Annotated in this window: 24 protein-coding genes and 1 pseudogene; 9 read left to right on the top strand and 16 right to left on the bottom strand. The window is 68.6% G+C overall.

The window, feature by feature from the left end; translation table 11 throughout:
* Positions 1-293 precede the first annotated feature (293 nt).
* Positions 294-773, top strand: a complete 480-nt coding sequence (locus tag ABVF28_RS16810) for a hypothetical protein (protein ID WP_371031405.1) — start codon at positions 294-296, stop codon at positions 771-773.
* An 85-nt stretch (positions 774-858) separates the two neighbouring features.
* Here the strand turns inward: ABVF28_RS16810 and ABVF28_RS16805 are convergent, their stop codons facing one another.
* Complete coding sequence (locus ABVF28_RS16805) at positions 859-2,517, bottom strand: PucR family transcriptional regulator ligand-binding domain-containing protein (RefSeq protein ID WP_371031404.1); 1,659 nt, start codon at positions 2,515-2,517, stop codon at positions 859-861.
* A gap of 108 nt (positions 2,518-2,625) precedes the next feature.
* On the opposite strand from ABVF28_RS16805, the gene ABVF28_RS16800 reads away from it, so the two are divergent.
* The gene (locus ABVF28_RS16800; RefSeq protein ID WP_371031403.1) at positions 2,626-3,945 is read left to right on the top strand and encodes an aspartate aminotransferase family protein; all 1,320 of its coding nucleotides are present in this window, start codon (positions 2,626-2,628) and stop codon (positions 3,943-3,945) included.
* Between the two features lie 41 nt (positions 3,946-3,986).
* Here ABVF28_RS16800 and ABVF28_RS16795 read toward each other — a convergent pair whose 3' ends face one another.
* From ABVF28_RS16795 to ABVF28_RS16750, 10 genes are all read right to left on the bottom strand, one after another.
* A complete protein-coding gene (locus tag ABVF28_RS16795; RefSeq protein WP_371031402.1) occupies positions 3,987-4,553 on the bottom strand; it encodes a hypothetical protein in 567 nt (188 codons plus the stop codon).
* A gap of 194 nt (positions 4,554-4,747) precedes the next feature.
* Positions 4,748-5,425, bottom strand: a complete 678-nt coding sequence (locus ABVF28_RS16790) for a CE1759 family FMN reductase (protein ID WP_371031401.1) — start codon at positions 5,423-5,425, stop codon at positions 4,748-4,750.
* 106 nt (positions 5,426-5,531) lie between these two features.
* Positions 5,532-6,698: an LLM class flavin-dependent oxidoreductase gene (locus ABVF28_RS16785; protein ID WP_371031400.1), complete on the bottom strand. Its 1,167-nt coding sequence runs from the start codon at positions 6,696-6,698 to the stop codon at positions 5,532-5,534.
* A gap of 103 nt (positions 6,699-6,801) precedes the next feature.
* Positions 6,802-7,368 carry a gluconokinase gene (locus ABVF28_RS16780; protein WP_371031399.1) on the bottom strand — a complete coding sequence of 189 codons (567 nt, stop codon included), beginning with the start codon at positions 7,366-7,368 and terminating at the stop codon, positions 6,802-6,804.
* Positions 7,365-8,441: an L-idonate 5-dehydrogenase gene (locus ABVF28_RS16775; RefSeq protein ID WP_371031398.1), complete on the bottom strand. Its 1,077-nt coding sequence runs from the start codon at positions 8,439-8,441 to the stop codon at positions 7,365-7,367. The genes ABVF28_RS16780 and ABVF28_RS16775 overlap by 4 nt, the downstream gene beginning before the upstream one ends.
* A gap of 34 nt (positions 8,442-8,475) precedes the next feature.
* On the bottom strand, positions 8,476-9,213 hold the full coding sequence (locus ABVF28_RS16770) for a fumarylacetoacetate hydrolase family protein (protein ID WP_211891432.1): 738 nt from the start codon (positions 9,211-9,213) through the stop codon (positions 8,476-8,478).
* Positions 9,213-10,010: an SDR family oxidoreductase gene (locus ABVF28_RS16765; protein ID WP_371031397.1), complete on the bottom strand. Its 798-nt coding sequence runs from the start codon at positions 10,008-10,010 to the stop codon at positions 9,213-9,215. Before ABVF28_RS16765 ends, ABVF28_RS16770 begins: the two co-directional genes overlap by 1 nt.
* A complete protein-coding gene (locus ABVF28_RS16760) occupies positions 10,007-11,437 on the bottom strand; it encodes an MFS transporter (protein WP_258068323.1) in 1,431 nt (476 codons plus the stop codon). Before ABVF28_RS16760 ends, ABVF28_RS16765 begins: the two co-directional genes overlap by 4 nt.
* Positions 11,438-11,577: 140 nt before the next feature.
* On the bottom strand, positions 11,578-12,390 hold the full coding sequence (locus ABVF28_RS16755) for an IclR family transcriptional regulator (protein WP_371031396.1): 813 nt from the start codon (positions 12,388-12,390) through the stop codon (positions 11,578-11,580).
* A 64-nt stretch (positions 12,391-12,454) separates the two neighbouring features.
* On the bottom strand, positions 12,455-13,513 hold the full coding sequence (locus tag ABVF28_RS16750; protein ID WP_371031395.1) for a D-2-hydroxyacid dehydrogenase: 1,059 nt from the start codon (positions 13,511-13,513) through the stop codon (positions 12,455-12,457).
* Between the two features lie 97 nt (positions 13,514-13,610).
* Between ABVF28_RS16750 and ABVF28_RS16745 the strand changes: the two genes are divergently transcribed.
* Positions 13,611-14,498, top strand: coding sequence for an NAD(P)-dependent oxidoreductase (locus ABVF28_RS16745; RefSeq protein ID WP_371031394.1), 888 nt, complete (start codon positions 13,611-13,613; stop codon positions 14,496-14,498).
* Between the two features lie 21 nt (positions 14,499-14,519).
* Here the strand turns inward: ABVF28_RS16745 and ABVF28_RS16740 are convergent, their stop codons facing one another.
* Entirely contained in the window at positions 14,520-14,912 is a 393-nt protein-coding gene (locus ABVF28_RS16740; RefSeq protein ID WP_258068326.1) for a GreA/GreB family elongation factor, read from the bottom strand.
* Positions 14,913-15,526: 614 nt separating this feature from the next.
* On the opposite strand from ABVF28_RS16740, the gene ABVF28_RS16735 reads away from it, so the two are divergent.
* The gene (locus ABVF28_RS16735) at positions 15,527-15,922 is read left to right on the top strand and encodes a hypothetical protein (protein ID WP_179555696.1); all 396 of its coding nucleotides are present in this window, start codon (positions 15,527-15,529) and stop codon (positions 15,920-15,922) included.
* Here ABVF28_RS16735 and ABVF28_RS16730 read toward each other — a convergent pair.
* Entirely contained in the window at positions 15,906-16,913 is a 1,008-nt protein-coding gene (locus ABVF28_RS16730; RefSeq protein ID WP_211891429.1) for a YafY family protein, read from the bottom strand. The two genes, ABVF28_RS16735 and ABVF28_RS16730, sit on opposite strands and share 17 nt — an antisense overlap.
* A gap of 141 nt (positions 16,914-17,054) precedes the next feature.
* Here ABVF28_RS16730 and ABVF28_RS16725 point away from each other — a divergent pair, with 141 nt between their 5' ends.
* Together ABVF28_RS16725 and ABVF28_RS16720 are read left to right on the top strand one after the other, a co-directional pair.
* Positions 17,055-18,545 carry an MFS transporter gene (locus tag ABVF28_RS16725; protein ID WP_371031393.1) on the top strand — a complete coding sequence of 497 codons (1,491 nt, stop codon included), beginning with the start codon at positions 17,055-17,057 and terminating at the stop codon, positions 18,543-18,545.
* The gene (locus ABVF28_RS16720; protein ID WP_371031392.1) at positions 18,542-19,207 is read left to right on the top strand and encodes a VOC family protein; all 666 of its coding nucleotides are present in this window, start codon (positions 18,542-18,544) and stop codon (positions 19,205-19,207) included. Before ABVF28_RS16725 ends, ABVF28_RS16720 begins: the two co-directional genes overlap by 4 nt.
* 83 nt (positions 19,208-19,290) lie before the next feature.
* On the opposite strand, the gene ABVF28_RS16715 is transcribed toward ABVF28_RS16720, so the two are convergent.
* The 3 genes from ABVF28_RS16715 to ABVF28_RS16705 are packed head-to-tail and all read right to left on the bottom strand — an operon-like array spanning position 19,291 to position 20,308.
* Positions 19,291-19,551 carry a Txe/YoeB family addiction module toxin gene (locus ABVF28_RS16715; RefSeq protein ID WP_371031391.1) on the bottom strand — a complete coding sequence of 87 codons (261 nt, stop codon included), beginning with the start codon at positions 19,549-19,551 and terminating at the stop codon, positions 19,291-19,293.
* Complete coding sequence (locus ABVF28_RS16710) at positions 19,548-19,799, bottom strand: type II toxin-antitoxin system Phd/YefM family antitoxin (RefSeq protein ID WP_104254138.1); 252 nt, start codon at positions 19,797-19,799, stop codon at positions 19,548-19,550. The genes ABVF28_RS16715 and ABVF28_RS16710 overlap by 4 nt, the downstream gene beginning before the upstream one ends.
* Positions 19,800-19,846: 47 nt before the next feature.
* Positions 19,847-20,308: a VOC family protein gene (locus ABVF28_RS16705; RefSeq protein ID WP_371031390.1), complete on the bottom strand. Its 462-nt coding sequence runs from the start codon at positions 20,306-20,308 to the stop codon at positions 19,847-19,849.
* 108 nt (positions 20,309-20,416) lie between these two features.
* On the opposite strand from ABVF28_RS16705, the gene ABVF28_RS16700 reads away from it, so the two are divergent.
* The 3 genes and pseudogenes from ABVF28_RS16700 (at position 20,417) to ABVF28_RS16690 (ending at position 22,817) form a co-directional block, all read left to right on the top strand.
* Complete coding sequence (locus ABVF28_RS16700) at positions 20,417-21,415, top strand: helix-turn-helix transcriptional regulator (protein WP_371031389.1); 999 nt, start codon at positions 20,417-20,419, stop codon at positions 21,413-21,415.
* A 35-nt stretch (positions 21,416-21,450) separates the two neighbouring features.
* Positions 21,451-22,037: pseudogene (locus ABVF28_RS16695) on the top strand (NAD(P)H-dependent oxidoreductase).
* A gap of 72 nt (positions 22,038-22,109) precedes the next feature.
* Positions 22,110-22,817, top strand: coding sequence for a DUF2510 domain-containing protein (locus tag ABVF28_RS16690; RefSeq protein ID WP_371031388.1), 708 nt, complete (start codon positions 22,110-22,112; stop codon positions 22,815-22,817).
* The last annotated feature ends 111 nt before the right edge of the window (positions 22,818-22,928 follow it).

Here is a 22,928-nt window from a genome sequence, read left to right as displayed (position 1 = left end):
GCAAGGCCTACGGCCTCCAGGGCTTCCACTTCTACACCCGCGAGAAAGCCGTCACCAGCCGCTGGCTCGACCCCGCCAAGCACGGCGGCATCAACCTCGGCTTCCCCGAGAACGACTGAGCAGCCCACCACGGCTGAGCCCCGTTCACGACAGGCCGGGACAGACCTCGGGCTTGCACATCCGTTTCCAGAGATCCGGATGCGCAAGCCCGGGGTCTGTGACTGCGTGTATGCGCAACCCCGGGCCCGCCGGAGCCTAGGCGTCTTCCGAGGCGAGCAGGTGAGGATGTGCCAGTGCGCATCCTCCTGAAGCTCGAGCTCGACTGCCCAACCGAACTGCTCGCCGACGCTCTCCAGCGGCCGGAAGCCTTCCGCGCAGTGGCGGGCCCCCTCGCGGAAGTGCGCTCGCTCGAACCTGGCGGCTTCCCCGAGCGGTGGTCACCCGACAGCCCGCACCGCGTCGAGATCCGCCTGCTCGGCGTGGTCCCGCTGGGCACGCAGGTCATCGACGGCCAGTACCGCGACCTGGGAGACGGGATGCACGAGCTCCGCGACCGCGGGTACCCGGAATCGGGGCTCATGGCCGTCATGACCACGTTCGAGCACCGGATGGTCGTCTCGCCACTGCCCGGCGGCCGCACGCTCTACCGCGATCAGCTGAAGATGGGCGCCGGCCTCCTGACCCCGTTCGTGTGGCTCGGCATGTGGGCCTTCTGGCAGAAGCGCGCCCTCAGCATGCGGCAGCTCGCGGCGAAGCTCCGCGACGAGCACTGACGGCCCGGCGCGGGCCGCCAGCCGAATCACGTCACGGCCGAGCCGCGTCTCAGGCCGCGTCGCGCCGCGGCCAAGCAGCCGCAGCTCAGGCGTCGTCGAGGAGCCGCATCGCCGACCACACCTCGGCACGCCCGGCGAAGGTCTGCAGGTCGATGCCGAGCAGCTGCTCGGCGGTCGTGACGCGGCTGCGCAGTGTGTGCCGGTGGATGCCGAGCGACTTCGCGACCGGGTCCCACGCGCAGTTCCCCTCGGTCCACGCGGCGAGCGTGTCCAGGAGGAGTCGACCCTGATCTCCGTGCTCGAGCAGGGGCTGCAGCACACGGCGTGCGGTGACGCGGCCGTCGGCGGCCTCGAGTGCACCGAGCATGCCGGTTGTCGCGAGGTCCTCGAACCGCACCGAGGGCCGGCTCGGTGTGCTGCGTTCCGCCGCCTTGCGCGCCTCCGCGAGCAGACGAGGCAGCTCGGCCCAGTCACCCGGTGCGGATGCTCCCGCCGAGAAGCCAGCGTCGGCGAGGGCCTCGACGAGAGTGGCCCCGCCGCCAGCGGGGACGATCGCGATGAGCTCCTGCTCCCTCGCCGCGAAGAACAGAGGCTCGCCGCCAGACCCGGCCAGCCGTTCGAGTCGGTCCAGCAGCGCCTGGCCGGGTTCCCCGCCCCTCGCCTGCACGACGCGGACGGGAGCCGCAGGCAGCTCGCCCCAGACCGTCTCCGCGGTGCGCCTCGCCACCTCCATCTCCCCAGCGAGCAGCAGCTCGAGCAGGCCGACGCGGAGATGCCCGCGCGCTGCGTCGAGCTCCCGATTCTGCTCGAGTGCGATCGACGCGTGGCCGATGGCGCTCGCCACCAGATCATTGCCGGCGAGGTCGAGCGGCGCCCGGCCGCCGACGGCGAGCACCCCGCGCAGCTGCCCGTGCTGGCCGACCGTCTGCAGCGTCACGTCGCCGCTGTCACCGTGCAGACGCGCGCCCGATCGACCCCCGCGAGCGAGGAGGCTCTGCACCATCCGCTCCACCTCGGGCGCCTCGCTCTCGGGCACGCGGATGCGCGTCGGCGCATCCACACGAAGCCCCGTCGAGTCGTAGAGCGCGACCCAGCTCTCCAGCTGCCGTTCGAGCTCGACCAGGATCGCACCGAGCCCGCCGGGCCTGAGCGCCGCTCGTGCAAGCTTTCGCTGCGCCTGCAGGGACCATTCGAGACGAGCCCGCTGCTCCAAGGCTCGCTGGTCGGCGAGGTAGCGGATGATGCCGATGAACGGGGTCCGCTCGGTCACCTCGACCAGCGTCAGGCCGTGACGCGTGCACGCGGTGACGAGGTCGGCGGGCACCTCCGCGTGGATGACCTCCGTCGCGAAGCCGAGCGCAGCGACGTCCGCTGCGCGAAGCCTCGCCACGTAGGCGTCGAAGAAGCCTTCACTCGCGAGCGCCTGGAACCGCACGGTGGCCGTCGCCGACACGGGTGAGCGCAGGATCGGTGAGCGCGAGACCGGCGCGCGGGAGATCGCGGCGGACGTGTCCACCGCCGCATCAAGGCCGGACGCTTCCGGGTCTTCCGGGGCTTCGGCTACGGCGAACTGCATTCCGTCGGTCAGGAGGAGCTGGCCCGCCTCGAGCCACGGCGTGGGGTCGACCAGGTCGGAGCTGTGCGCCCAGACGACCGCGCGCTCGAGGGCACTGTCGTCTGCGGCGTGCAGCACGCGCAGCTTGAACTCCGTCTCTTCGACGAGTTCGCGCAGCGAGACGCTCATGACATGCCCCACCCTATCGGGGGCGCCTGACGCTTTTGTCGAGTCATGGCACCCATTCTCGCCGATTTGTTCACCTGCTGCGCGCATCCGCGGCCCCAGAGTTGACGCATGACCGCCCCAACCGTGAGCCGTGCCGCCAGCAACACCGACGTTCGTGACCGCGACCTCGCGTCCGTGTTCCATTCATGGTCTGCCCAGGGCAAGATCTCCCCGCTCCCCATTGCCCGGGGCGAGGGCGCCAAGCTCTGGGACCACGACGGCAACGAGTACCTCGACTTCTCGAGCCAGCTCGTGAACGTCACGATCGGCTACCAGCACACGAAGGTCATCGCCGCCATTCAGGAGCAGGCCGCGCAGCTCATCACGATCGCCCCCGCGCACGCCAACGAGACCAGGGCGAGGGCCGCGGAGCTCATCCTGTCGCACGCCCCGGAAGGCTTCTCGAAGGTGTTCTTCACGAACGGCGGAGCGGATGCGATCGAGAACGCGATCCGCTTGGCCCGTCTCTCGACCGGGCGTGACAAGGTCGTCTCCCTATACCGCAGCTACCACGGCAACACGGGTTCGGCGATCGTCGCAACCGGCGACTGGCGGCGCATCCCCAACGAGTATGCAACCGGGCACGTGCACGCCTTCGGCCCGTACCTGTACCGCTCGGAGTTCTGGGCTGAGACGCCCGAGCAGGAGAGCGAACGCGCGCTGCACCACCTCGAGCGCGTCGTCCAGGCCGAAGGGCCCGCCTCGGTCGCCGCCATCCTGATCGAGAGCATCCCGGGCACGGCCGGCGTGCTCATGCCGCCGCCCGGCTACCTGGCGGGTGTGCGCGAGATCTGCGACCGCTACGGCGTGCGCCTCATCCTCGACGAGGTCATGGCCGGATTCGGGCGCACCGGGGAGTGGTTCGCGTTCGACGCCTTCGACGTGCGCCCCGACCTCATCACCTTCGCGAAGGGCGTCAACTCCGGGTACGTGCCCGTCGGCGGGGTTGTCATCTCCGAGGAGATCGCGGCCCAGTTCGACGAGCAGGTCTTCCCCGGCGGTCTCACCTACTCGGGGCATCCGCTCGCCGCCGCCTCGATCGTCGCGACGCTCGAGACCATGGCAGAGGAGGGCATCGTCGAGAACGCGGCCCGCCTCGGCCGTGAAGTCATCGGGCCAGCCCTGCACGAGCTCGCGGCCCGCCACGAGGTGGTGGGGGAAGTGCGCGGCAAGGGAGTCTTCTGGGCGATCGAGCTCGTGAGCGACCCCGTGACCCGGTCGCCGCTCGCCGCCGCCGACATGGCCACCATCAAGTCGCAGCTCGTCGCGCGCGGCCTGCTGCCCTTCGTCGCCGACAACCGCATCCACGTCGTGCCACCCGCCGTCATCGCCGACGCGGATGCACGCCGTGGCATCGCGATCATCGACGAGGTGCTCGTGGGCTTCTAGGCGTCCGCAGAGGTTCGCGCGCGTCGGCCGCGGGACGCGCGCTACTTGCCCTTAGGCGTCGGGATGAGCGCGATCAGCGTCGTGATGCCGCCGATGGCAAGCCCGGTCTTGGTGTGCGCGGCAGTCACTCCTCGTTCGGCGCGGCGCTCGCCGAACCGATAGATCCCACGCTCGGCTGCCGCGATTCCGACGACGGTCGCGAGCGCACCCACGACGCCAACCCCACTGAGGGATGCCCGCCTCGCCGGGGTGAGCGAGAGCCAGAACGCGGAGAAGCTGTTCTCCGTCGAGCCAGTACCGCCCTCGTCACGGGATCCCTCGGCTGGATGCGGCGCGTCGTTCTCTTCGCGCGGGCCGCCGATGAGCTCGCCGGGTGCCTGCGCCGCCGGCTGCACCAGCAGATCCGAGTCTTCGAGGGCTCCCTGCTTCGCGTCGCGATACTCGAGAACCGCCAGCCCGGTGATGCCGAGCGTGATCGCGGTCTTCAGGACACCGCGAGCCGCCTTCGAGGGGATGAAGTCGGGGGTGGCGTAGTAGGCGGCGGTCAGTAGCCCCTGCCCGGTCGAGAGGATCGCGCGATTGCCGAAGGCCTTGCTCTGGGAAGTCATGAGGAGCAGTCTCCCGAGTGCACCTGACCAGACCCTCCGCGTCGGCCCGTCGGCGCTTCATCCGCCGCAGCCGCTGCGCATCGAATGACGGCGCAGTCACCGGCCGCGCAGCCACCGACTCGGGATGGCGAAGTCACTTCGCCTCGGAAAACTAACCTCAACGAAGTGACTCTGCCATCCCGAGCCGGGTGAGGCTAGCTCGCGCCGCCGCCTGCGGCCATGCGCATGAGGTCGGAGCCCAGCTCGATGCTCAGCTCGGTTCCACCCGCGCTGCCGAGCTCGTGCTGGTAGCCGCCCCAGTTGTCGCCGCGGATCGTCTGCTCGACGCCGGCTTCCATGAGGGCGAGCAGCTCGACGGATGCGCGTTCGATGCGGGATCCGAGGCCCGTGTCCTGCCAGTCCTCGGTGGAGGCGAACAGCGACGTCGGCACGGTCATGGTGCGCAGGTAGGCGAACATGGACCGCATCTGCTCGTCGACGACCAGCGCGTGGCGCGCGGTGCCCGCCGTCGCGGCGAGGACGACCGGCTTCGCGATGAGGAGATCGTTGTCGAGCGTCTGGAAGAACGAGGTGAAGAGTCCGCTGGGCCCGGCCTTGTAGACGGGCGTGGCGGCGATGATGCCGTCGGCGTCGCGAAGCGCGCTGATGGCACGCTCGAACTGCGGGCCGAAGCTCTGCGAGCCGAGGGCGGCTGGGAGTTCGGGGAGGAGCATCCGCAGATCGATGTGCGTCGATACAGCATCGCGTCCGCGAGTGGATGCGAGCTTCGCGACGCCGCGCTCGATGCGGTCGGCGAGCAGCTTCGTCGATGACGGATCGCTGATGCCGGCGTTGACGACGACGAGCCGGTAGGCGCCTTGTGCGTTGGTCATGAGAGTCCTTCTGAGCATGTTCCAGCGGGGATGCGGAATCGGTGGTGGGCGGATGCGCGCGGCCGGCCGACGGGGCCGGCCCCGCGCATCCGCTCAACGGCGGGAGCTACGCGACGAGCGCGGTGTCCTGGTAGGGCGAGGAGCCGGTGACGTTGTCGCCGCGGTTCTCGTTCGGGCGCGGCTGACGCGGGGCGGTGTCGCCGTACTTGGCGAGGACGAGCGACTCGTGGGTGGGGGCGTCCGGCACCTCGGCGGGGCGGAGCGCCTCGAGTTCGCGACGCAGCACGGGCACGACTTCGGAGCCGAGCAGCTCGAGCTGGTCGAGCACCATGCCGAGGGGCAGGCCGGCGTGGTCCATGAGGAACAGCTGGCGCTGGTAGTCGCCGAAGTGCTCGCGGAAGGTCAGGGTCTTGTCGATGACTTCCTGCGGGCTGCCGACGGAGAGCGGCGTCTGCTGCATGAAGTCCTCCATGCGCGGGCCGTGGCCGTAGACGGGCGCCTCGTTGAAGTAGGGGCGGAACTGATCCTTCGCGTCCTGCGAGTTCTTGGCGATGAACGCCTGCCCGCCGAGGCCGACGATCGCCTGCGACGCCTTGCCGTGGCCGTAGTGCTCGTAGCGCTGGCGGTAGAAGTCGATGAGGCGCATGTAGTGCTCCTTCGGCCAGAAGATGTTGTTCGCGAAGAACCCGTCGCCGTAGAACGCGGCCTGCTCGGCGATCTCCGGGGTGCGGATGGAGCCGTGCCAGACGAAGGGTGCCACGTCGTCGAGAGGGCGGGGCGTGGAGGTGAAGCCCTGCAGGGGTGTGCGGAACTTGCCTTCCCAGTCGACGACGTCCTCACGCCAGAGGCGGTGGAGGAGGTTGTAGTTCTCGAGGGCGAGGGGCAGGCCGGAGCGGATGTCCTTGCCGAACCACGGGTAGACGGGGGCGGTGTTGCCGCGGCCGAGCATGAGGTCCATGCGCCCCTTGGAGAGGTGCTGCAGCATCGCGTATTCCTCGGCGATGCGCACGGGGTCGTTGGTCGTGATGAGCGTTGTGGAGGTGGAGACGCGCAGCGTCTTCGTGAGGGCGGCGATGTGCGAGAGGAGCACGGCGGGCGATGAGGAGAAGAAGGGCGGGTTGTGGTGCTCGCCGATCGCGAAGACGTCGAGGCCGACCTCTTCGGTCTTCTGGGCGATCTTGACGATCGCGTCGATGCGCTCGGCCTCGCTCGGCGTCTCGCCGGTGACCGGGTTGCGTGTGATGTCGCTGACGGAGAAGATTCCGAACTGCATGATCAGCCCTTTCGTTGTGGATGCATGGGGCTGGTAGGTCCGGAAGGGGAAGGATCCTGAGTCCCAACTCCATGCATATGCATACAACGTGGTGCGAGCAGATCTATTCCCGGGCCTCCAGAAAGGCCATGACTCGGTCCACGATCACTGGAGGAGCATCGTCGACGTCGACCACGACCCCCGCCTCCCAGGCGGCGAGCGGCTCGAGCACCTCGAACTGGCTGTCGAGGAGGGTCGTCGGCATGTACTCGTGCTGACGAGTCGCGAGGCGGGAGGCCACGAGGTCACGCTGGCCGGCGAGGTGGACGAACTGCAGCTCGGGCACGCTCGAGCGCAGCAGCTCCCGGTACCAGCGCTTGAGTGCCGAGCACGCGACGATCGTCGTCCGACCCTCCGCCGCGTTGGCGGCGATGGTCGCACCGACGACCTTGAGCCACGGCACCCGGTCCTCGTCCTCGAGCGGCGTCCCGGCCGCCATCTTCGTCTTGTTGGCGGTCGGGTGCAGGTCGTCGCTGTCGATGAAGGTCACGCCGAGCCGCTCCGCCAGCGCCGAGCCGATCGTCGTCTTGCCCGTGCCCTGCACACCCATGACGATCATGGGCGGGTGGGTGAGGGCGGGATGCCCGGCTGCGGTTGCGCGCGCCCGCCGTTCGGCCTGGTCAGAGCTCACGAGACACCCCTTTCTTCTGGTGATCCATCATCCTCGGGGTCGAAGGAGAGCAGCACCTTCGAAGAGCGGGATGCATCGCCGGCGACGGCGAACGCGTCGAGCGCCTGCTCGACGGGGAACTCGTGGGTGAGCACTGCATCCACGACGAGCGATCCGTCGGCGAGGGCGTCGATGACGGCGTCGATCTCGTCGGCGAAGCGGAACGAGCCGACGAGGGTCAGCTCGCGGGTGATCGCGAGAGAGAGGAGTGCTGGCACCTCGCCGCTGCGCTGCAGGCCGAGCAGCACGACACGCCCACCCCGCCCCGCGCCGCGGATGGCGCTCGCGAGCCCGGGCACGGTGCCGGACGATTCGATGACGACGTCGGCGTGCACTTCGGCGATCGCGTCGGGATCGCGCGCGTCGACGACGCGGTTGGCGCCGAGCTCGGTCGCGACGGCGAGCGGCAGCTCGTGGAGGTCGCTCGCGATGATCTCGCCCGCGCCGTGGTGCTTCAGCACGGCGACCACGAGCGCCCCGATGGGGCCGGCGCCGATGACGAGCACCCGTTTGCCCCGGACGTCGCCGGCCTGCCCGACGCCGTGCCACGCGACCGCGGCCGGCTCGGCGAGCGACGCCAGCTTGAGGTCGAGGCCCTCTGGCAGGACGCGCAGCATCCGCGACGGGAGGGCGACGCGGCGGGCGAAGGCCCCCTGCGTGTGCGGGATGCGCGCGGCCGAGCCGAGGTAGGTGCCGGCGGGCGAGAGGTTCGGTCGATCGGCCGGGAAGGGCGTTGTGCCGTCCCCGCCGGGCGTGGCCGGGTGGACCGCCACGCGCTGTCCGACGGAGGGGCCGCTGCCGTCGGCGGCGGCGTGCAGGACGGTGCCGACGATCTCGTGGCCGAGGACCAACGGGTCGCGGAGGATGGACTCGCCGGCGGCCCCGTGCATCCAGTAGTGCAGGTCGGATCCGCAGACGCCGCCGTAGGCGATCGCGACGACCGCCTCGCCCGTGGCGGGCGTGGGCTCCGGCAGCGCGTCGAGCCGGAGATCATTCTTGCCGTGCGCGACGACTGCGAGGTTCTCCTGGATCACAAGCACCCTCCCTGGGTCTCGGGGCGAGCCTGGTTCACACGCACGGAGTGACGAGGGGCACGCCCGCGACGGTGATCTCGACGAGGTCGCCCGGCTCGGCGGGGAACGCCGACCTCGGGGCGCCCGTCATGATGATGTCGCCGGGGCCGAGTGGCACCCAGCTCGTGACGTAGGCGACGCACTCGGCAACGCCGGCGGGCAGCTCGTGGCTGCCGGTGAGCACCGTGCGCTCGCCGTTGATGCGGACCTCGAGCTCGGCGCTCGCAAGGTCGGCGCTCGTCTCGATCCACGGTCCGAGCGGCGTGTAGCCGACGCCGCCCTTGCCCTCGAAGTTGCGCGGGTCGACGCTGCCGCGCTCGGGGTTGGAGATGTCGTTGACGGCGGTGAGGCCGAGGATGACGGTGTGGGCGTCCTCGGCGGATACGTCGGCCGCGTCACGACCGATGACGATGCACACCTCCCCCTCGATGACGACCTTGCCGACGTTGCGGCGCAGCTCGACGGGGGTGCCGCTCGGCACGACCGTCCGGGGGCTCTTCAGCCAGGCCTGCACGGGTGAGGGATGCTCTGGCCCGTTCTGCGCGATGCCGACGACGATGCGCGGCTCGGCCGGCGCGAGCAGCGTCGCGTCGGCGACCGGATCGCCCTGCCGCGCGGGTTCCTCCCCGCGCGCGAAGGCCTCGTAGGGGTCACTGCACGGCACCCACGAGTCGCCCTCGGCGAACGCGTGCGTGACCGTTCCGTCACTGGTCTGGATCCTGGAGATTCGCATCACACAACCGCCGTCATTCCGCCATCGACATAGATCGTCTGGCCGTTCACGAACGCCGAAGCGTCACTGGAGAGGAACACGAGCGTACCGACAAGCTCATCCACGTGGCCCCAACGCCCAGCCGGGGTGCGCTGCGCGACCCAGGAAGAGAACTCTGCGTCGTCGACGAGCGCCTTGGTGAGCTCGGTGGCGAAGTAGCCGGGCGCGAGCGCGTTCACGGTGATCCCCGACGGGGCGAGGTCGGCGCAGAGCCCCTTCGTGAGCATCACGATGGCGCCCTTCGTCGCGCTGTACGGCGCGATCGAGGGCCGGGCGATCTGCGACTGCACGCTGCCGATGTTGACGATCTTCCCGCTGCTCCGCGATTGCATGCCTCTGGCCACCCGTCGCGAGAGGAGGAACGCGCTCGTGAGGTTCGTGGCGAGCAGCTCGTGCCAGTCGGCGTCGGCGAACTCGGCGATCGGGGCGCGCCGCTGGATGCCCGCGTTGTTGACGAGGATGTCGACGGTGCCGATGCTCGCCTCGAGTTCGCTGATGCCCGCATCCACCGCCGCCGCGTCGGTCACGTCGAAGGTCGAGACGATCGGCTCGGACGCTGTGCCCGCGAGGCCGAGCGTCTCGGCGATGGATGCGGCGGTGCGCTCTGCCTTCGCTCGGTCGCGCCCGTGCACCACCACCCGCGCGCCCGCTGCTGCGAGACCGCCCGCGAGTGCGCGGCCGATGCCCTGGCTCGACCCCGTGACGAGGGCCGTCCGCCCGGTCAGATCGAACGACTTGAGTCCGACCGGCAGGCTCATCGCCCGCTCCCGGCCGCAACCGGCGCGGCCTCGTAGACATCCTGCAGGTCGATCAAACCGGTGTCCTCTTCGTCGGTGGAGACGCGGATCGCGTCCTCCTTGCGGAGCAGGTCGCGCCCCTTCGTCTCGGGGACGAGGAACGTCGCTGCGGTGGTGATGGCGGCGAGCGTCGCGAGGTAGAGCCCCATGACCACCCAGTTTCCGCCGGTGAGGGTGAGCAGCCAGGTGCCGAGCACACCGGCGAGGCCGCCGGCGAGCACCGCGGAGATCTCTCGTGCCATCGCGACGCCGAGATAGCGGTGCTTGTTGCCGAACAGTTCGGGGAGCATGGCGCACTGCGGTCCGAGCATCGAGTTGACGGCCACGCCGATGCCCACCGCGATGACCGCGATCGTGAGCGGCCCGTTGCCGAGCGAGAGCATCCACCAGGCAGGGAAGGCGAAGAGCAGCATGAACACCGCTCCGAAGCGGTAGACGGCGCGGCGGCCGAACTTGTCGGAGAGGTGGCCGGTGAGGGGCACCGAGAAGATGCCGATGAGCGAGCCGATCGTGACACCCCACGTTGCGACGCCACGGTCGACGGGGTTCGCGATGAAGGTGCCTGCCACGAACGCGAGCGACACGTTCTGGAAGATGTACGAGCCGCCGTTCTCGGCCATGCGAAGGCCGATGCCGGTGATGACGCCGGGCATGCCGCGCGTGAAGATCTCGCGGATGGGGCGGTCGGAGACCTGGTCGCTCTTCTCGAGCTCGACGAACGTCGGCGTCTCGCGGAGGCGCATACGGATGAAGAGCGCGACGAGGATGAGCAGGAACGATGCGAGGAACGGGACACGCCAGCCCCACGAGAGGAACGCCTCGTCCGGCATGAGGGTCAGGAGGCTGAAGACGACGGCGGCGAGGAGGGTGCCGGCCTGGATGCCCACGAAGGGCAGCGCCGAGAAGAAGCCGCGACGCTTGACGGGGGCGTACTCGGCCATGAGCACGGTGGCCCCGGCCTGCTCGGCTCCGGCGCCGAAGCCCTGAGCCAGGCGCAGCAGCACGAGCAGCGCTGGAGCCCAGAGGCCGATGGTCTCGTAGGTGGGGAGAAGCCCGATGGCCGTCGAGGCGCCGCCCATGAGGAGGATGGTGATGACGAGCACGCCCTTGCGGCCGAGGCGGTCGCCCATGGTGCCGAAGAAGAGGCCGCCGAAGGGGCGGGCGACGAAGCCGACGCCGTAGATCGCGAAGGCGCCGATGACGGCGACGGCCGGGTCGCTCTGGTCGAAGAAGAGCTTGTTGAAGACGAGCGCCGTCATGAGCCCGTAGAGCGCGAAGTCGAAGTACTCGAGGGCGGAGCCGATGCTGGAGGCCAGCGTGGCTCGGCGCAGGTTGTCGGCGTACTCCGGGTCGTCGGACGGCACGGGGGGCCGGGGGGTCTCAGTCACGGAACATCTCCTTTGATGTGCGGATTGCCGCGGCGTGGGTGACCGAGGCGTCCGGTGGTGCATGCTTCTCACCCCAAGCTAACACTCCACTGGACGACGTTCAACACTTTGAACGCGACGGTTTCGTGAGATCTGGGGAACTACCTCCCGGCGAGCGGGTTCGTGAGCTCCTTGGCAGCCTCGATGAGCGCCTCGCCGACCCTCGCGACGTGCTCTTCACTCGCGAGCTCCGTCGGCAGCGCGGCCCCGAGCGCGAACGGAGGATCGCTCGGCGACCAGGACGCGAGCGGCACCGCGACCCCCGTCACCCCGCCGACCGAGCCGTTCGCGTCGATCGAGTAGCCGCGCTCACGCGCGACCGCGAGGCAGTCGAGCAGCTCCTGCGTCGTGCCGATGCTCTGCGGCGTCAGCTTCGGGAAGGGTGCGGATGCGCCCACGAGGTCGACAACCTCCTCGTCGTCCAGGCGCATGAGCAATGCCCGGCCGGACGCGGTGAGAGCCGCTGGCAGGCGCGACCCGAGCGGAGTGCCCAGCTGATAGCGTCGCCGCCCCTCGTGCCGGGCGAGGTAGACCGTGTCAGGCCCGTCGAGCATGACCACCTGCACCAGTTCACTGCGCAGCACCAGCGATGCGTCGCACACCCCGAAGAACTCGCGGATCTGGTTGAACTGCTGCGCGTAGGCTCCGCCGAGCTCGGCCGTGCGCCTGCCGAGCTGGTACCCCTGCGGCACGCGCTGCAGCATCCGCCCTTCCTCGAGCACCGTCACGAGGTTCGCCGTCGAGGACTTCGCGATGCCGAGGGCTCTCGCGATATCGCTGAGCGTCATGGGTGCGCCGTCCGCCTCGGCGAGCAGCGTCAGGATGCGCAGCGAGCGCGTGACGGCGGGCGCGAGGTCGCGCTCCGGTGCGTCCTGATCGCCGGTCTTCGGTGATGCATCCGTTGCGTCTGGCACGGCGCCGCTCCTCGTGGTGAAACGTCCGGTGCTCGTCACGCTGCGACGAGCACCGGCCGTGGAATCAGTAGAACTCGACGATATCGACAACGTTCTTGAGCGGCTCGCCGTCGAGGAGCCTGCGCGCGTTCTCGGCGAAGAGCTTCGCGATGCGCGGCTCCTCGGCGCTCGAGAGTGCGGCCGTGTGCGGGCTGACGAGCACGTTCGGATGCGACCAGAGCAGACTCCCGGTCGGCAGCGGCTCGACCTCGAAGACGTCGAGCGCGGCGAAGCCGACGCGGCCGTCATCGAGCGCCTCAAGCAGCGCGGACTCGTCGATGACCGTTCCACGCCCCACGTTCGAGACGATGACGCCTGGCTTCACGTTCGCGAAGACCTCGGCGCTGAGCAGACCGGTCGTGGCGTCGGTTCCGGGGAGGGTGACGACGATCGCGTCGGCTTCGGACACCGCGGACGCGAGCTCATCGATGGGCACGAGGCGGTCGACACCCTCGACGGCCTCGCCGCTGCGCGTCGTGCCGAGCACGGTTGCGCCGAGCGCCGAGAACTTCGCTGCGGCCGCCTTGCCGATGCCGCCGAGCCCGACGATGAGCACGGTCATCTCATCGAGCTGGCGCATCTCCCAGCGGTCCGTCCACCGCTTGGCCGCCTGCTGCTGCTGGAGACGCGGGAGGTCCTTCGCCCCGGCGAGGACACCGAAGAGCGCGAACTCCGCGAGGGTTCCTCCGTGGACGCCGGCGCTCGTCGTGAAGACGATGCGCTCGAGCGCATCCTGGTCGAGACCGGCAGCCTTCACCTGCCCGCCGCCGCCAGCGGCGGTCGCGTGCACCCAGCGGAGTCGCGGGTTCGCGGCGACGGTGCGCGCAAGGGAGGCGGGGTCGACATCGGGAAGCCCGAACAGGATGTCCGCCGAGTCGACGAGCTCGTCGAATGCCGCCTGCTGCTCAGGAGTGCGTGTGACGCTCGGGTCGCCGGACCAGTCGGCGGGTCCGCGCATCGGACGGTAGAAGGAGTGGTCGCGCACGACCTCGAGGCGGGGCTCAAGACGCTCGATGAGCTGGCACAGCTCTTCGCTCAGGTCGACGGCGACGACCGCGCGCAGTGTCTGGGGGCTGTCAGTCATAGGATCCTCTTCGATTCGGTGGCGACAGGGAGAGCTTACGCTGATTCAACACTGTGAACAGTGTCCTACACAATGTTCTCCGAGCTAGGGTGTGCTCATGACCACTGCTGCTCACTCCCCTCGCATCGGCGTCCTCGGCCTCGGCGCCATGGGCCTGCCGATGGCGGGCCACCTGCTCTCTGCGCACGGCACGCTGCACCTCACCGGCCGCCGCCCCGAGCGAGCGGCCGAGCTCGTCTCCGCCGGGGCCACCTGGCATAAGACACCGCGCGAGCTGGCCGCCTCCAGCGACGCGGTCCTCGTGATGCTGCCCGACCTGCCAGAGCTCGAGGCCGTGCTCGGCGGCGAAGACGGACTCCTCGCCGGCGCCGGCGAACTGCTCATCATGGTCGGATCGACCGTGTCGCCGACCGGGCTCCGCGAGCTGGCCGACCGCCTCGCCGCCGAGACCGACGGCCGAGTGCGCGTCGTCGACTCCCCCGTCTCCGGCGGGGAGGACGGCGCGAAGGCCGGCACGCTCTCCATCATGCTCGGCGGCCCGGACGACGACGTCGCCACCGCCGCGAGCATCCTGAACACCTGCGGCCGCCCGGTGCACCTCGGTCCGCTCGGCGCGGGCGAGGTCGCGAAGGCCTGCAACCAGATGATCGTCTCGTCCACGATCCTGGCCCTCGGGGAGGCGAGCGTCCTCGCCGAACGAAGCGGCATCGACCTCGGCGTGCTCTGGGATCTGCTGGGCGGCGGCTACGCCGGCTCGAACCTGCTCGAGAGCAGGCGGGAGAAGCTCGTCTCCGGCGACGACTCCCCCTCCGGCGTCGCGAAGTACATGGTCAAGGACCTCACCTTCGCGGCCGACGTCGCATCGGCGACCGGCACGAATCCCGTGCTGCTCCCAACCCTCCGGGCAGCATTCGACGAGCTCGTGGACGCGGGCCTCGGCGAGCGGGACATCGCCGTCACGAGGCGATTCGTCGCCGACCGGTGAAGGACCTCACACCCTTCGACCTCAGGCGAACGGCACCGCTGCGAGGACGCTGACGCGCTGCTGTCCCGCCGGTGGCGTGAAGGTCACGGTGCTGCCGACCGTGCTGCCGACGAGCGCCCTGCCCAGAGGCGAGTCGGCTGAATAGACATCGACCTCGACCGTGGGATCCAGCCCGGCGAGCGCTCGGCTGCCGAGCAGGAACGTCGCCTCCCGACCGGTGCTCTCGAAGCGGACGCTCACCTGCATGCCCGGCTCCACACGGCCGTCGTCGGGCTTCGCCGCCACCTCGGCGTGCTCGATGAGCCCACGCAGCTCGCGGGCTCGCGCCGACGACTGGGCACCTCCGCGCGTCAATTCGGCGAGCTCTTCCTGAAGTCGCTGCAATGCCGTCGGCGTCATCCAGATCTTTTCCACGACGTCCTCCATGTGATGCCGCAACGCGGCGCGGGTAAAACCCCCAGCCTAGCCCAGAAGGCACCGGAGCGAGCGATTGGTGACGGCCGAGATATATTCCTGGAAATGGGCTATGGTCATCCGGATACCGCCAGCTGAAGAAAAGGGAAGCGAGTATTTCAATGGCAGAGAGAAAATCCAGGGAAAGCGCGAAGAAGGCACCGCAGCTCACCCTGAAGGAACGTCGGGCGCAGAAGCGCGAGAAGACGCAGGCAGCCGATCCGTTCAAGCGGAAGAGCTAGCCCACCGGGCGGGCGCAGCCGCGGTGCGACTGCGCCCGCACCACTCCGCCGCCGGCCGCGCCAGTGCGATTCGAGCTGACGGCCAGAGCCCGCCGGAATCGTCGATCAATACATTGTGAAGCGTCACTGCTGTGGACAAGGAGTCACGCCATGACCTCGCCCGAGGCGGCCGCAGATTCCGCGGCGATCTCTCGCGGACCTCGTCGTCGCGAAATGCGTCTATTTCTGCTCGGCGACCCCCTGCCGTGCCTTTCCGCATTCTCGGCGACATATTCCCCCACCGGTTTCTCGGCACCGAATTCGGTGCTTTTCGATAAGAATCCAGCCGCCGCGGTGATCGGCGCCGACGCCTCCTCCGCGACAACGCGACGCCAGCTCGCGTGGACGCTGGACTCCACGATCAGGACGGCGATCGAGCTGTCGTCGCGACTCCCGGCGCTTCACCACGTGGTCGTCGTCCTGGACAACCCGACGCTCCCGTCCCGACTCGTCCTCAGATGCGCAGACCAGGCAGCCAATCGCATCCACGAGCAGGTCGCGCGCGAGCACGGTGACTACGTCGTCGTCACCTTCCTCGTCGTCACCGACGCAGTCGATCCCGGGACGCTTGCCGAGCGCATCCACGATCGGATCATGCAGGCACCTGCCTCTGACGTCGCAACAGCGCTGAGCTGGGATGAGGTCGAGCACGGCTCGATCGCGCAGGCCGCGATCAACGACTACCTGTGAGCTCGTCTTCCTGCGCGGCCCGCTCCGTGACACCGCCGACCCCTGCGACCCGAGAGAGCCGTCGGCGCCAATCTTCGAGCCGGTCGACGAGCTCCGGTGGCCCCACCACTTCACAGGGCGCCTCGAGCCGGGCGAGCAGGTAGACCACGTAGTCGAGTTCGTCAGTGCGCATGCGGACTTCGCTCCAGCCACCCTCGAGCTCGCTGACGCCTCCCCACTGGCCGACCTCCGCCCTCGCCAGCTCGGCCGGCACCTTCACGCGCACAACCGCCTCGTATCGCGCAGGGAGGTTCCGGATGCTGGCCTGCACGAACGCATCCGCATCACCTCCGGGGATGGGGCGGGACCCGAAGCGCTTCGGCCGAGACTCGACACGGCGCATCCGGTCAAGGCGGAATGTGCGCCAGTCGCCGGCGTCACCGTCGAACGCGACGAGGTACCAGCGCCTGGCGACCGGGACCAACGCGTGCGGCTCCACGAGGCGTTCCGAGAGCGCACCGTCGCGTTTCTCGTAGGCGAAAGCGAGCAGCGTGCGGTCGCGGCAGGCCGTGGCGACGCTCGCGAGCACGGCGACCTCCACCTGCGGCGCACCGTCGCGCGCCTGCGCCGCCGAGACCGTCGAGCCGATGCCCGCCGCCAGCTTGCGCACATGCATCGGCAGCACCGGGACGATCTTCGCGAGCGCACCGACCGCCGCATCCTGGACCCCCTGGACCCCGCTCGCCGTCACCGCCCGCAGCCCGAGCACGATCGCGAGCGCCTCCTCATCGCTGACCATGAGCGGCGGCAGCGAACCTCCCGCGCTGAGCCGATAGCCGCCGCCGAGACCGCGCGTGGTCTCCACCGGGTAGCCCAGCTCACGCAGCTGCTCGACGTCGCGGCGCAGGGTGCGCGGGCTCACCTCGAGCTTCGTCGCGAGTTCCTCTCCGGCCCAGAACCGGTGGTTCTGGAGGAGGGTGAGGAGCTGCAGCATGCGGGAGCCGGTGGACATGAACCCATCGTACGAACATTGCGGTCAAGCACTGACCGCAATGGCTGTAAACCTCAGTCCTGCAACCATCACCGAACCGCTTCCGAATGTCGGCGGCCAGGTGAATGATGAGATCACCGATTCACGAGACCAGGAACACTCATGACCGATCAGGCGACCCCGCCCGCTCTCCCGCACCAGGACGTGCCGACGCTCGCGACGCTCCGCAGCTTCTACCAGGTGCTCGTCAACACGCTCATCGCCAACGTCACGACGAGCTACCTGTGGTTCGCGCTCACGTTCTGGGCCTACCTCGAGACCGGCTCTGTGCTCGCGACCTCCATTATCGGCGGCAGCTACATGCTGCTCGTCGCCGTCTTCGGCATGATCTTCGGCGCGATCGTCGACCATCTGAAGAAGAAGGCCGTCATGCTCATCTCGAGCGCGGTCACCCTCATCACGTACCTCCTCGCTGGAGTCCTCTATCTGAGCTTCCCCGAAGAGACGCAGGTCGACTGGAACGGCATCTGGTTCTGGCTCTTCGCGGGCGTCATCCTCGTCGGCGGCGTGGTCGAGAACCTGCGCAACATCGCCCTCTCGACGACGGTCACGCTGCTCGTGCCCGCCGATCGCCGAGACAAGGCCAACGGCCTCGTCGGCACAGTGCAGGGAATCGCCTTCATGGTCACGAGCGTGTTCTCGGGGCTCTCGGTCGGACTCCTGGGCATGGGGCCGACCGTGTTCATCGCCATCGTCGCGACTGCCGTTGCGTTCGCCCATCTCCTGTTCGTGTCGATCCCCGAGCGCGGCATCGCACACGACCCCGCTGCCGGAGCCGCGAAGGTCAACTTCCGCGGCGCCATCCCCGCGGTCATGCTCGTGCCCGGCCTGCTTGCGCTCATCCTCTTCACAACGCTCAACAACCTCGTCGGCGGCGTCTTCATGGCGCTCATGGACCCGTACGGTCTGACCCTCTTCTCCGTTGAGATGTGGGGCGTCTGGCTCGGCGTCACGAGCATCGGCTTCATCGTGGGCGGTGGCCTCGTCGCGAAGTTCGGGCTCGGCAAGAACCCGGTCCGCACGCTGCTGCTCGTGAACATCGGCGTCGCGCTCCTCGGGGCGGCCTTCACGATCCGCGAGTACGGCTGGCTGTTCATCGTCGGCATGTTCCTGTTCATGGCGATCATGCCCATCGCGGAGGCCGCCGAGCAGACCGTCATCCAGCGGGTGGTTCCGTTCGAGAAGCAAGGTCGGGTGTTCGGCTTCGCGGCGACCGTGGAGTCGGCGTCGACGCCGATCAGCGCGTTCATGATCGGCCCGATCGCCGAGTTCTGGCTCATCCCCTTCATGGAGACCCGCGAGGGTCAGGAGTCGCTCGGGTGGCTGCTCGGCGACGGGGACGCTCGCGGCATCGCCCTGGTCTTCCTGATCGCGAGCATCCTGCTGCTTGGACTGGTGATCGTCGCGTTCGCGTCACCGCAGTACCGGCTCCTGTCGAAGTCGTACGCGGAGACCCAGCCGCCGAACTCGGAGGCCGCCGAGTCGAAGGCGACGGCAGAAGTGGGCAATGCGGCTGCGGTGCCCACCTCTCCTGAGCCGTCCGAGACTTCAGGGGGCGCTTCTCGGGTCGGTCGACGAGAATCGCGGCCATGAGCGATCGAGTCTCACCTAGCGAGTTCCGCCAAGCCGACGGCACCGGAGACTGGCGGGTCGTCGGCGACGGCGCCCGCGCGAACTTCCGGACCGGGGACTTCTCGAAGGGGGCCGCGTTCGTCGCCGAGATCGCCCGGGCTGCCGACGACGCGAACCATCACCCGGACGTCGACCTCCGCTACGGCTCCGTCATGGTGCGCCTCATCAGCCACGACGTCGGCGACCTCAGCGAACGCGACATCACCCTCGCGGCACGCATCTCCGAGATCGCTCGTGGGCTGGGCATCGAGGCGTCCCCGGACACGGTGCAGAGCATCCAGATCGCGATCGATGTGGTGGACCTCGACGCCGTGCTCCCCTTCTGGGAGGCGGTCCTCGCCTACAAGCGGCGAGGTGGTGAAGACCTGGCCGACCCTATCGCCGTCGGCCCCAACGTCTGGCTCCAGCAGATCGACGCGCCCCGCACCGAGCGGAACACGATGCACGTCGACGTCTACGTGCCGCGCGACCAGGTCGATGCGCGCCTCGAGGCGGCCCTCGCCGCCGGAGGGCGGGTCGTCAACGACGCCTCCGCCCCCGAGTACTGGACGCTCGCCGATCCCGAAGGCAACGAGGTCGACCTCGCCCCGTGGAGAGACGACAGCACCTGGAAACCCGAGTAGGGCACGCGTCGCAGTGGGCGCGCCACCACGTGCACCTCGGCTGGATGCAGAACTCCTCCGCGATCGACCGGGCCGCGCATCCGTCAATAATGATGCCGTGCTTGCAGGATGACGATCCGCTCGTCCTCGACCAGGTACACAAGCCGATTGGTGTCGTCGATCCTGCGCGACCACGCACCGCTGAGCACGTGGCGGAGGGGCTCTGGCTTGCCGATTCCGGAGAATGGATCACGAAGGACATCACCGACGAGTTGATTGATGCGCCTGAGGGTCTTCCGATCCTGAGCCTGCCAGTAGACGTAGTCCTCCCAGCCGTGCGCGTCGAAAGCCAGCTGACGACTCATTCTTCGATGAGGTCGCGTACCGTGACATCACCGTTTCGAGCGCGCTCCATCGACTCCAGCAGCCGCTTCGCGTTCGCAGGACTGCGCAGCAAGTAGGCGGTCTCCGCCAAGGCGTCGTAGTCGTCCTTCGACATCAGGACTGCGTTTCCATGCTTTGAGACGACTTCAACGGGTGCGTGATCCTCGTTCACCTGTTGAATCAACCCGAACAGACCCTTGCGTGCTTCCGTGACGCTGATAGCTGCCATAACGCACCTCCAGATGGTACCGGATAGCGTACCACTCCAGCCTCCGGTCAGGGAGTGACAACCACGTCGAGCACCCAGGTCACGCCGAACCGGTCGCGCAGCATCCCGAAACCGGGCGACCAGGCGGATGCGGCCAGCGGTTCGATGACGTCAGCCCCACCCGACAACGCTTCCCAGTAGCCCGTGACCTCGTCGAGCGTCTCGCCGCTCGCCGCGAGGAAGAACGGCGCGCTCGTGACGGTGGCGCCCTGCTCGCGCCTCGTCTCCCCCGCAGTACCGGCGAGCCCCTCCCCTGGCCGGCCCGGGGTGTCGTAGGCGAGGACGCGGAAGCCGTTCGGCGCATCCACTCGCCCGAACACGACGTTGGATGCGCCGGGCAACTCGGCGGGCATCCCGAACTGCGCGTAGGTGGCGATGGAGACCTCGCCGCCGAAGACCTCGGCGTAGAACTCGAGCGCGGCCCGGGCCGTCCCGGTGAAGTTGAGGTGGGTTGTCGTGGTGATGCTCATGGTGTTCCCGCTTCCTTGGTGATGTGCTGGCCGCGGCACCTGCCGCTGCGGTGAGCCTCCCAGCAGTAGAGGACGGGTTCGGTCCGCTACTGCTGGGAGACTGGGCGCATGACCTCGGCTACCTCTTCGCGCATCCTGAAGCTGCTCTCGCTGCTGCAGACTCGGCGCGACTGGTCGGGGCAGGAGCTCGCCGACCGCCTCGATGTGACGCCGCGCACGGTGCGCCGCGACATCGACCGGTTGCGCGAGCTCGAGTACCGCATAGAGGCATGGAAGGGGCCGGCCGGTGGGTATCGCCTTGCCGCGGGCTCTGAGCTGCCACCGCTGCGGTTCGATGACGAGCAGGCCGTCGCGATCGCCGTGGCACTGCGGGGCGCGCCAGCTCTGGGCGTCGACATCGACGAGGCCGCAGCGCGGGCCCTCCAGACGGTGCGGCAGGTCATGCCGTCGCGGTTGCGGCATCGGGTCGACGGCATCCGGTTCACTGGGTCAGCGGATGCGATGGTCGAGATGCGCGTGGACCCTGACGTCCTCGAGATCGTGAGCACGGCGACCCGCGATCGCCTCGTTCTCCGGTTCGACTACACGCCAACCCCAACCTCGGAGTCAGTAGGCGCCGACGACTCGACGCCGGTCGCCCCTCGCCGGGTCGAACCTCACGCGGTCATCGCGCGCGGCGGCCGCTGGTACCTGGTGGCCTGGAAGCTCGACAGCGCCGAGTGGCGCGTCTACCGCCTTGACCGCATCACCCCCAGGGAGCAACTCGGGGCGCAGTTCGAAGAACGCAGCATCCCGACCGGTGACGCGCGCACGTTCCTCGAAGTGCGATTCAAAGGGGCGGGCGACGCCAACGAGTGGCCGTGCACGGGCGACGTGCTGCTGCGTATGCCCGCATTCGAAGCGGCGAGCTGGTTGCCGGATGCGTTGGTCACCGAAGTAGATGAGACTTCCTGCCTGGTCCGACTCGGCTCGTGGTCGTGGACCGGCCTGCTGGCCTCGATCGCGAGATTCGACGCCGACTTCGACGTGGTCGGGCCTCCGGAGCTGGCCGAGGCCGCCGCCGCTCTTGCCGCGCGATTCGCTGCGGCCTCCGACGGTGCTCCCTGAGCGCGGTTCCAAGGTCGCCCGCGCAGACTCTCCTGGTGCCTACTCTCATCGTCACCGCGCATCCCGATCCAGATTCCCTGACTCACACGGCGGCGCAGCAGCTGCGCGAACGCCTCGAAGCGGAGGGCGTCGAGGTCGACGTGGCCCACCTCGCGCAGGAGGGCTTCGACCCGCGCTTCTCGGCAAACGACCGGGCCGATTACAAGGGCGGTTCGATCACTGGGCCCGACGTGCTCGCGGAGCAGGCTCGCCTCGACCGCGCCACGGATGTCGTGCTCGTGTCCCCGTCTTCTGGTGGTCGATGCCCGCGCTGCTGAAGGGGTGGATCGACCGCGTCTTCATCACCGGCTGGGCGTTCGAGCTCGGCGAGAACGACCGGGTCGTGCCGAAGCTGGGTCATCTGACCGCGCACCTGCTGCCCGTGTCCGGCTTCTCGGAGGCTTCGTTCGCGCGGCACGGATATGAGGAGTCCTTCAGCACGCAGATCGAGCACGGGGTCTTCGACTACTGCGGCATGCCCCGAGGGGCGAAGGCGTTCATCCGCGAGTCGGAAGACCGGGATGCGGCAAAAGCCGGTCTCGAGGCTGCCGTCGCGCAGGTCGCAGCCGCGGTTGGAACCTGACCTACGGTCAGTCCCGGTCTACTAATTCCCCGGACGTTGTGGGGAGCGGCTCCGGGCTGATTGCATCGCTCCATGAATACGCATGAGGCTTCCACACCTCCAGGCTGGCACCCAGACCCAACGGAGCGGTTCGAGCATCGTTATTGGGATGGGGTGCGATGGACTGAGCACGTTCAGCGCGAGGGTCAGCAGGCAGTGGATGCACTGGAGCTGAAACCAGCTGAGGCGATTGAAGCGCTATCGCCACTGACAGCTGCAAAGATTCCTTTTCTCGGAACGCGTCGGCACGCCGAACTCCTACGGGACGAACTCGCGAAGATGACCAGATTGGTCCAGCACCACGGGTTGCTCGAGGTCGAGGCGCGCGCCGCGGCGGTGGACGCACTCATGGCCGAGGAAAACCAGATCCGATCGCGTATCCGGGGCGCCGAGCATGACCTCGCTCAGAGACAGCAAGAAATCTCCACATTGAACGGAAGCCTCCTCGACCTTCGCGGGGCCGTCGAGGTGCAAGAGAACGGCCTCTACGACTTTGAGCACCCCGCGGAGGACTCGATCGCCATTTCAACTCGCTTAGAGACCGTCCGATCGAACATCAAAGTCGCCGTCCGGGACGGCCACGCTACACAGGCGTCGAACTCGTTCACCTTCAATAACAGTGAAGCGCAGGGGCGCAAGTTCGTCCGGGACATGTCAAAGCTCATGCTCCGCTCGTACAACGCCGAGGCAGAGAACTGCGTCAAGGCGGTTCGGGCAGGCAATCTGGCTCATCGCGTTTGAGAGTGTAGGAGTGGGGGAGTGCGTCGTTGCGCTGGTAGAGGTCGAGGTCTCCCATGATGGAAGTTCCTACACACCCATCCGAGAGACCTCGACATGCGTAACGCTACCCTC

This window comes from Pseudoclavibacter sp. JSM 162008, from assembly GCF_041366455.1.
GTDB lineage: Bacteria > Actinomycetota > Actinomycetes > Actinomycetales > Microbacteriaceae > Pseudoclavibacter.
This window is presented reverse-complemented; position numbering and strand designations above follow the sequence as displayed.

Excerpts from the sequence above, each read along its gene's own strand:
- ABVF28_RS16805 (WP_371031404.1), bottom strand. The coding sequence starts at position 2,517 with ATGAGCGTCTCGCTGCGCGAACTCGTCGAAGAGACGGAGTTCAAGCTG.
- ABVF28_RS16800 (WP_371031403.1), top strand. The coding sequence starts at position 2,626 with ATGACCGCCCCAACCGTGAGCCGTGCCGCCAGCAACACCGACGTTCGT.
- ABVF28_RS16795 (WP_371031402.1), bottom strand. The coding sequence starts at position 4,553 with ATGACTTCCCAGAGCAAGGCCTTCGGCAATCGCGCGATCCTCTCGACC.
- ABVF28_RS16790 (WP_371031401.1), bottom strand. The coding sequence starts at position 5,425 with ATGACCAACGCACAAGGCGCCTACCGGCTCGTCGTCGTCAACGCCGGC.
- ABVF28_RS16785 (WP_371031400.1), bottom strand. The coding sequence starts at position 6,698 with ATGCAGTTCGGAATCTTCTCCGTCAGCGACATCACACGCAACCCGGTC.
- ABVF28_RS16770 (WP_211891432.1), bottom strand. The coding sequence starts at position 9,213 with ATGCGAATCTCCAGGATCCAGACCAGTGACGGAACGGTCACGCACGCG.
- ABVF28_RS16765 (WP_371031397.1), bottom strand. The coding sequence starts at position 10,010 with ATGAGCCTGCCGGTCGGACTCAAGTCGTTCGATCTGACCGGGCGGACG.
- ABVF28_RS16750 (WP_371031395.1), bottom strand. The coding sequence starts at position 13,513 with ATGACTGACAGCCCCCAGACACTGCGCGCGGTCGTCGCCGTCGACCTG.
- ABVF28_RS16745 (WP_371031394.1), top strand. The coding sequence starts at position 13,611 with ATGACCACTGCTGCTCACTCCCCTCGCATCGGCGTCCTCGGCCTCGGC.
- ABVF28_RS16730 (WP_211891429.1), bottom strand. The coding sequence starts at position 16,913 with ATGTCCACCGGCTCCCGCATGCTGCAGCTCCTCACCCTCCTCCAGAAC.
- ABVF28_RS16725 (WP_371031393.1), top strand. The coding sequence starts at position 17,055 with ATGACCGATCAGGCGACCCCGCCCGCTCTCCCGCACCAGGACGTGCCG.
- ABVF28_RS16720 (WP_371031392.1), top strand. The coding sequence starts at position 18,542 with ATGAGCGATCGAGTCTCACCTAGCGAGTTCCGCCAAGCCGACGGCACC.
- ABVF28_RS16715 (WP_371031391.1), bottom strand. The coding sequence starts at position 19,551 with ATGAGTCGTCAGCTGGCTTTCGACGCGCACGGCTGGGAGGACTACGTC.
- ABVF28_RS16710 (WP_104254138.1), bottom strand. The coding sequence starts at position 19,799 with ATGGCAGCTATCAGCGTCACGGAAGCACGCAAGGGTCTGTTCGGGTTG.
- ABVF28_RS16705 (WP_371031390.1), bottom strand. The coding sequence starts at position 20,308 with ATGAGCATCACCACGACAACCCACCTCAACTTCACCGGGACGGCCCGG.
- ABVF28_RS16700 (WP_371031389.1), top strand. The coding sequence starts at position 20,417 with ATGACCTCGGCTACCTCTTCGCGCATCCTGAAGCTGCTCTCGCTGCTG.
- ABVF28_RS16690 (WP_371031388.1), top strand. The coding sequence starts at position 22,110 with ATGAATACGCATGAGGCTTCCACACCTCCAGGCTGGCACCCAGACCCA.